The organism is Desulfamplus magnetovallimortis, from assembly GCF_900170035.1.
GTDB classification, from domain to species: Bacteria; Desulfobacterota; Desulfobacteria; order Desulfobacterales; family Desulfobacteraceae; genus Desulfamplus; species Desulfamplus magnetovallimortis.
Window position 1 is genome coordinate 161406 of the sequence record NZ_LT828553.1, and the last position, 8484, is coordinate 169889.

An 8484-nucleotide genomic window follows, 5' to 3' on the forward strand; every position below is an offset into this window, starting at 1 on the left:
AATTTGCCATATTCGGGGGTGGCTGGATGGCAGCCATGCCCGTTTACCGTGAAAATGACTATCATTTTTATATTTGGGAGTGATTGATACGTAATCATTCATGCCTGTTTACCGTGAAAATGAATGAGCAATTAAAAATAGCAAATTTAGACATCCCAAATCAAGCCCTGCTTTTGCCAATGGAGGTGAAATAAAAAAACAAAATGATCCTGCGATTTTATGTGGCAGCGTCCATACTGGTTGGCATCTTCTGTGCCTTTGGATGGATTCTAAAGAAACGGGAACTGTTCCGCCGAACCGCATCGTTACTGGTTATGGTGAATATTTTCTCTCTGTTTCTCATTGGCGGAGAATATCTCTTTGGCGCTTTTATCTTCACGCTGTTGGGGGTGGGTGTTTACGAGATGACAGGGCATGTGGAGACAAATCATTTTTGGGGAATATCCATGGCTTTGGTTCTCTCTCTGGTACTTTCATATCAGATGAACTGGATACGGTTTCTGATTCCATTTTACCTGTGCGTCAGCCTCTTTGCATTTGCAGGAAAAAAGGCGCATGTGGCATCAAAATCTTATATTGTGCTGTTCATTACTGCCGTTCTTGTGCCGTGTTCAGTGAGCCTTGTCGGCATCTATCGGTTCGACCCGGGATGGGTCATTGCCCTGATTCTTTTGTTGCAGCTCAACGACAGTGCTGCTTATCTTTTCGGAAAATCTTTGGGCAAAACCAGGATATTCAAGACCATCAGCCCCAACAAATCCCTGGAAGGCTATCTCTTTGGCACGGTGGGTATTGTGCTGGGAGTGCTTCTTCTTTTAACCGTCATCCCCCTGTTGAAGGGATATTCGCCCTTTGAAATCTTGTCTCTCGGAACATTCATTTTTATTTTCGGCAATGCAGGGGATCTTCTATTTTCTGCTATCAAACGGAAGCTTGATATCAAAGATTTCAGCAATCTCATTCCCGGGCACGGCGGTGTGCTGGACAGACTGGACAACATTCTATTTGCCGCCCCCATGTTTTATCTCTTTTTACAGGGAATCTGAAGATCATGCAGAATGATAACGACACATTACGGCAAAACAATGTCAATTTGCAGCAGCATGACGCCATGCCAGGGATGCATGATCTAACGTTATTGCAACATGATACCCCATTATCTCAGGATAATGTCAAATTGCTGCAAACCGGTTTACCAGCAGGTGAAAATCCTCCAAATCTGCTGCATCTTGGGATTGACATCGGCTCCACCACCATGAAACTTGTGGCATTGAAGGAAGATCGTATTGTTTACAGCACCTATCAGCGCCATTTTTCCAATTTAAAGGAGACCTTGATTCATATAATGAATCAGGCCGCAGAAACACTGGGTAACCCCGAGGTGACGATTCTTGTTACCGGTTCCGGCGGTGTCTCCATTGCCCAATTTCTGACGATTGGCCATATCCAGGAAGTGGTTGCCACTGTTCGGGCTGCACAACGGTTTACACCGGATGTGGACGTGGCCATTGAACTGGGGGGTGAAGATGCCAAGATCGTCTATTTTGAAAAAGCAGGTATCGACCAGCGGATGAACGGAATCTGTGCCGGCGGCACCGGTGCTTTTATCGATCAGATGGCTGCTGTTCTCAATACCGACCCTACAAACCTTGACCGTCTTGCAGAAAAACACACCTCCATTTTTCCCATCGCTTCCCGCTGCGGTGTGTTTGCCAAAACCGACATCATGCCTCTCATCAATGAAGGTGTAGGCAGAGAGGATATAGCAGCTTCCATTTTCCAGTCCGTGGTGAATCAGACGGTCAGCGGCCTTTCCTGCGGCAAACCCATCAAAGGGAAAGTGATGTTCTTAGGCGGGCCTTTGAGCTATCTGCCCCAGTTGAGGAAACGATTTGTCGAAACCCTGAAATTGAAAGATGACGCTGCGATTCTTCCAGACAGTGCCCATCTATTTGTGGCCTTGGGTGCGGCACTGGCATCCATGAGGGAAAAAACCGTGCCCTTTGATGTGCTTCACAGAAAGATTCTATCCATCACAAAGATGAATTCCCATGAAGTGAAACGGCTGCCTCCGCTCTTTTCAAATGCAGCGGAAAAAGAGGATTTTTTCCAGAGACACCACTCCAAACAAGTGAAAAAAAGCCCCATTTCGTCAGCTTTTGGTAACTGCTACCTGGGAATGGATGCCGGTTCCACCACCATCAAGGCCGTTCTTTTAAATGATAACGGGGAGCTTATCTATTCTTATTACGGCGGTAATCAGGGCAAACCCTTTGAAACCGCAAGAGAGATTCTACTTGATATCTATGGAAAGCTTCAAGAGAGCTGTTGTATCAAAAATTCCGCTGTGACCGGATATGGCGAAGAACTTTTGAAAACAGCCCTGGGCATGGATATCGGGGAGGTGGAGACCGTTGCCCATTACAGGGCAGCCCGACAGTTTTTGCCTGACGTGGATTTCATCCTCGATATCGGGGGGCAGGATATGAAATGCCTCAAAATCAGGGACGGTTTCATCGAAAGTGTGCTTTTGAATGAAGCCTGCTCTTCGGGCTGCGGCTCTTTCATCGAATCCTTTGCCCAATCCCTCAATATCAAAGTAGATCAATTTGCGACAATGGCACTTTCTGCGGAGCATCCCGTGGATCTTGGCACCCGGTGTACGGTGTTCATGAACTCCAGGGTCAAGCAGGCGCAAAAGGAAGGGGCATCCATTGGAGATATCTCCGCAGGATTGTCTTATGCGGTCATCAAAAATGCATTGACCAAGGTCATGAATATCCGAACTCCCGAAGAGTTGGGGGAACATGTCGTTGTCCAGGGGGGCACCTTTTTGAACGATGCCGTACTTCGGTGTTTTGAAACGATATCGGGCAAAAAAGCCGTAAGGCCGGACATTGCCGGTTTGATGGGAGCTTACGGAGCAGCCCTTATTGCAAAGGAACGATTTCAGGCACACCATGAAAGTACCCTGCTTTCAAAAGAAGCGCTTTTGAAAGTCCAGGTAAATAAAAGCCATCACCGCTGTAAAAGGTGTACAAACCGCTGTTCCATCACCGTCAACACCTTCAGCCATGGCGGGCGGATCCATTCGGGCAACAAATGTGAAAACGGTGCTGCTTTCAATAACAGAGCTGCTTTCAATAATGTAGCTGCCTGCAATCTCAAAGGGAGTGAACTTCCCAACCTTTTTCAATATGAATTGAAACGGATATTTTCATATACGCCACTACCCGCAGATCAAGCAATAAGAGGCACCATCGGCATTCCAAGGGGACTCAACATATACAACAACTACCCGTTCTGGTTCACCTTTTTTACCCGATTGGGATTCAGTGTGGAATTGTCGCCCATATCCTCAAGAAAAATTTATGAGATGGGTATGGATACCATTCCTTCGGATACCCTCTGTTATCCGGCAAAACTGATACATGGGCACATGGCATGGCTTGTGAATCAGGGAGTTGAGCGGATTTTTTACCCCTGCATTCCCTATGAGCAAAACGAATTCAGCAAGGCAGACAACCATTACAACTGCCCCATCGTCACCTCATATCCAGAGATCATCAAAAACAACATGGATATCCTGGGGGAGAAAAATATCCAGTTCATCAGCCCGTTTCTGCCTTTTAACGATGTCGATCGGCTTATCGTAAGGCTCTCTGAAGAGTTGAAACCCCTTGGCATCCGAAAAAAAGAGATTGCCGAAGCTGTATCGGAAGGGTTGAAGGAACTGGCTGCCGTACAGAACGATATCCGCAGAAAAGGGGATGAAACACTGAGATTTCTGGAGCAAAGAGGCACCACCGGCATTGTCCTTGCCGGAAAACCCTATCATCTCGATCCGGAAGTCAATCACGGGATTGACAGAATTATCAGCAGCCTTGGCATGGCGGTGCTCACGGTTCAGTCCGTCTGCCATAAAAGCAGCGTTGAAAGGCCGCTTCTTTTTGTGGATCAGTGGATGTTCCAATCCAGGGTCTATGAAGCGGCCGGATTTGTCAGCAATTCAGAGCATCTGGAGCTGGTCCATCTCAACTCTTTTGGCTGCGGCCTGGATGCCATCTCTCTTGAACAGGCTCGGGAACTTCTGAAAAAAAGACGGAAGGTGCATACCGCCATCAAAATCGATGAGATGAGCCGAAGCGGTATTTTCAAGATCAGAATTCGTTCCCTGAAAGCCGCAGTGATGGAGAAAAAACGCCGTGGTGCCATGGCACTCTCACCTTTCTCCCATCCGGTGGAGAAGATACCGCCCCATCTCTTGGATCGGGTCAACAAGCAGAATCTTCTGCTCTTTCAGCTATCCCCGGTCCACGATCAATTTTTCGAGGCCGCTTTTAAAGCGTCGGGCTACAATCTGAACATTCTGTCGGCAACTCCCCAGGATGACAGGGATGTGATCGACGAAGGTCTCAAATATGTGAACAATGATGTCTGTTTTCCGGCGGTGGTGATGATCGGGCAATATATCAAAGCCCTGAAATCAGGCAAATACGACCTTGACAATACCTATATCGCACTCTATAAGACCGGCGGCATGTGCAGGGCCACCAACTACATCGGTTTTATGCGAAAAGCCCTTGCCGCAGCCGGTTTCTGGAATATCCCCGTCATTCAGTTCAGCCCCACGCGTCTGGGCAGCAACAACGCCATCAAAATCACGCCGGCACTTTTGAACAAGTACATCATCAGCCTGCTTTATGGTGATCTGCTGCTTCATGTGCTGCACAGGGTACGGCCTTATGAAAAAATCAAGGGGAGTGCAAATCGGCTCTACGAAATCTGGGTCTCCCGCTGCAAGGCTTCGGTCATCGATGGCGATCGGGATGAATTCAAACGAAACATCTATCAAATCGTTCGGGAATTCGAGTCCATCGAAATCAACGATATCGTCAAACCACGGGTGGGCATTGTCGGAGAGATCCTCGTGAAATACCATCCCTTGGCCAACAACGACATCATCCATACCCTCGAGTCCTATGGGGCAGAAGTGACGATACCCGGGCTTGCCAATTATGTGATGTACAGTGCGTATGATTCATGGTTTAAGCACAAGAAATTGTCATGGAGTGCAAAAAAATACTATTTTGATCAGATTGTCATCCAAGTGGTGGAATATTACCGCCGTCATATGAAAAGAGCACTCAGGAAGAGCCGGCGCTTTGAAGCACCGCCCTCCATCAGAGAGCTTGCCCAAAAAACCAGTGAAGTCCTCTCATTGGGGCATCAGGCTGGAGAAGGGTGGTTTCTGACAGGGGAGATGATCGAGCAGATAACAGGGGGAATCCACAACATCGTGTGCATCCAGCCCTTTGCCTGTCTCGCCAACCAGATCACAGGCAAAGGCATGATGAAGGAACTTAAAAGACGATATCCCCATGCCAATATCATTTCAATCGATTTTGACCCGGGGGCCAGTGAGATCAACCAGTTGAACCGCCTCAAGCTGATGCTCTCCGTGGCTTTTGATAAAATGGAAAATCGGCATTCTCCCTGAAAAATGGCTGAAAATGCTGATCATGGCCGAACAATTCAATTCTAAAAACCGACAGCTATGATCTTTTGAGTCTTGTGAACATTGTCTGAATCACGGATTGCCACAGATTAAGGGATAACACGGATTTTTTTCAATCAGTGTCATCATTTAATCCGTTTAATCAGTGATTCAGACAATGGAACAAGTCACAAAGCGTAAACTGATGAATGGAGGATGCCAAAAAATCAATAGGATATCAATTTTGAATTAACCACAAAGGAAGTAAAAGATGACCCGCTTTTTCCCTGTATTCAAACATGTAAACATTCCCAACTTAGTCACATCCCTGGCGGTTGTGCTGGCTCTTGCCTGCCAGGCCATCATCATGAAAGGCCATATTGAAACGGCATTGACATTATTCATGTTCGTCCTGCTGCTCAATCGAATCGACGGGGTGCTGGCCAGAAAACTCAATCAGGTTTCACCCTTTGGAAAAGAGCTTGGCAGCCTGTCGGAATTGCTGAATTTCGTCATTACCCCCATTGTTCTCTCATGGTTTATGGGATTTGATGGGGGTTATTCCTTATTGTTTTTCAGCCTCTTTCTTCTGGCAGGAATCTGGAGGTTGGCTGATTTCAATCTACACGGCATGGTGCAAAAGGGTGGCCGTAGCTACTTCCGTGGACTGTGCTGCACCCATGCCGCTGCACTGTTTGTGATCGTGGCATCTCTATATACACGATTTTTCGAGGCTGAATCGGAACTATCCATACACACAGGCTCTTTAAACGTTGAACCGGCACTATCAATGAATGCAGGTGCTTTCCAAATTGAACCGACATGGGTTTTCATTCCATTTTATATTCTGACCTCATTGTGGATGGTCTCGTCGTTTCAATATGATAAAAACGGAAAATTCACCCTATCATTTTATCTGTTGACGCCGATTTCGGTATTTCTGATGTTTTTGTAAACTGAAACGGGATCTATTTCCACGATAAAAACTTGTGATAAAAGGTGGCGCAACCGGTGCAAAAGAAAAGTCTTTCCCTCATCCTTGAAGAGATGGTGTTCTTCTACATCTCCATTCTGTTTTCAGGAACCACGTATGTGATTCCCCAAATATTTCTGCTGAAGTATTATCCTGAAAACAAAACCATGCTTTTGGCACTGCTGGTTATCGCCGGCACATTGGCCTCCATCCTCGGCGTATGGCTCTCCACCGGTCAAAAGTGCGGTCAGTTGCTTAACGACAGTAAATCGGCCATCATCTCTCTTTTCCTTCTATTGACGGTACTGTTTAATTTTCAATACTTCATTCAGAGCATTACGCTGTTTTTGCTGGTTTTGATCGCCGTAAAATTTATTTCAAATTTTCTTTACAATTACCTGGATACCGGCCTGTCAAACCAGAACAGTGAATTTGAACTAAAACACCATGTAAATGCCATGGTGCTATATCAGTTGCTTGCCTACATTTCCGCACCGGTTTTCTTCTCTGCATTTTTCTTTTTGACACCTGTCAATATCGTGGTTCCGACATTGATCGCTATCATCTCAATCCTCTTTTTATCTTTCTCTTCCCGTATGATCCCCTCTTTTAATACAAAAACAAAGACAAGCCCTGAAGGAAGCCGACTAAACGGCTCGGAAAAATGTTTTCTGATATATGTCTTTCTGATTCATGCGGGAGTAATCCTTGTCTCTTCTCTGGCAATCTATATTCTGCAAGATTATTATCAGATGAAAAATGCAGTTCAGATCGGTGGGGCATTGATCGGTTACATCAGTTTTATTGCGGTTCTGACCATATTTGCAGTGATCATATTAACTTCAAAACGCCTTGAAAAAAGAGGTACAGTGCTATCTCTTTCCACCGAGACAAAGGGAAACCCCTTATCACTTTCCAGCGAGGCAAGAGAAAGACCACTATCGTTTTCCGACGAGACAAGGGAAAATCCACTATCTCTTTCCACAAAATCAAACGTTGCCACTTCATCCCTGCTGATTTTTGGTTCATTGCTGTTTTTTCTCAAGCTGTCCGAGAGCGTTCCCTATGTTTTTTTCATCGGAACCGTGACAGGCATTGCACTTGGCCTTTTTTTGCACAGTACCCGAACCTATGCCAACCAGAAGGCCAATATGGAAAACAAAGCCAATATTCTGATGTACTACAACAACCTGCCCAATATCGGCACGCTATTGAGTTTGGGATTGACATTTGTCTTTACCATCATTGCAGAGAAAACCAACACCAATTTTGATCAGATGATCCTTATCGTCATTATGATGGTATTTGTATCGTGCTTTGTATCAATATTGGTTTACGCCATCCAGTTCAAAAATAGATGCAAAAGGAAAAATGAAAATGAAACGATTGTTTCCCCCACTTGAATATCTCAACATCCTCCAAAGAGGATTTTTTTATTGGGTAATGTGCTGCTCAGTATTTTTGAATAGATTTATATTGAACATATGCCAGCTTTGGTTACCTAAATCAGAGTCAAAATCATAATCAAAGTAGTAGCGGGAGAGCACCATAAACACTAAGGAAAAAATTAATGAAAAAAAAATTATAATCTTTTTTTTTGTATTTATCATTTTCATTGGTTGCTTATTGGCCTGGAACATCAGGTCCATGGTGAATCTAAAAGTTTTCCATCGAGAACAAAAGACATTTTTCTGCGAACGACGTCCTTTTGCAGCAAATTTAATTTCAGTCCTTCTATATAAATGGCGGATTCTTGGTGTACGAAACCGTATTATACATACGATCTATGATTATACCAACGAAAGAATAAAGCAAAAAATGGACACACCTTTTTCTACAGATCCAGCCAAACGGGTTCAAGAAGTAAAACTTTTTGCTGACAAACTCAATGTTAATTTATCCCAACCATATATCTATATTAAGCAATTACATGAATTTGAAAATGCCAATGATTTTTTCATCCGGGATATAAAACGTGAATTTAGACCTGTCGCTAATGCAATGGTTCGTACAG

5 protein-coding genes are annotated in these 8484 nt (G+C 44.9%); all 5 read left to right on the forward strand.

What is annotated here, in order from left to right:
- Nucleotides 1-203: 203 nt before the first annotated feature.
- On the forward strand, nucleotides 204-1046 hold the full coding sequence (locus MTBBW1_RS20065; protein WP_080806460.1) for a phosphatidate cytidylyltransferase: 843 nt from the start codon (nucleotides 204-206) through the stop codon (nucleotides 1044-1046).
- A 5-nt stretch (nucleotides 1047-1051) separates the two neighbouring features.
- Complete coding sequence (locus MTBBW1_RS20070) at nucleotides 1052-5500, forward strand: 2-hydroxyacyl-CoA dehydratase (RefSeq protein ID WP_222424115.1); 4449 nt, start codon at nucleotides 1052-1054, stop codon at nucleotides 5498-5500.
- A gap of 268 nt (nucleotides 5501-5768) precedes the next feature.
- Nucleotides 5769-6452: a CDP-alcohol phosphatidyltransferase family protein gene (locus MTBBW1_RS20075; protein WP_080806461.1), complete on the forward strand. Its 684-nt coding sequence runs from the start codon at nucleotides 5769-5771 to the stop codon at nucleotides 6450-6452.
- 56 nt (nucleotides 6453-6508) lie between these two features.
- A complete protein-coding gene (locus tag MTBBW1_RS20080) occupies nucleotides 6509-7873 on the forward strand; it encodes a hypothetical protein (RefSeq protein ID WP_080806462.1) in 1365 nt (454 codons plus the stop codon).
- Between the two features lie 244 nt (nucleotides 7874-8117).
- The coding region (locus MTBBW1_RS20090; RefSeq protein ID WP_222424116.1) for a phosphatidylserine decarboxylase at nucleotides 8118-8484 on the forward strand (367 nt) is incomplete at its 3' end.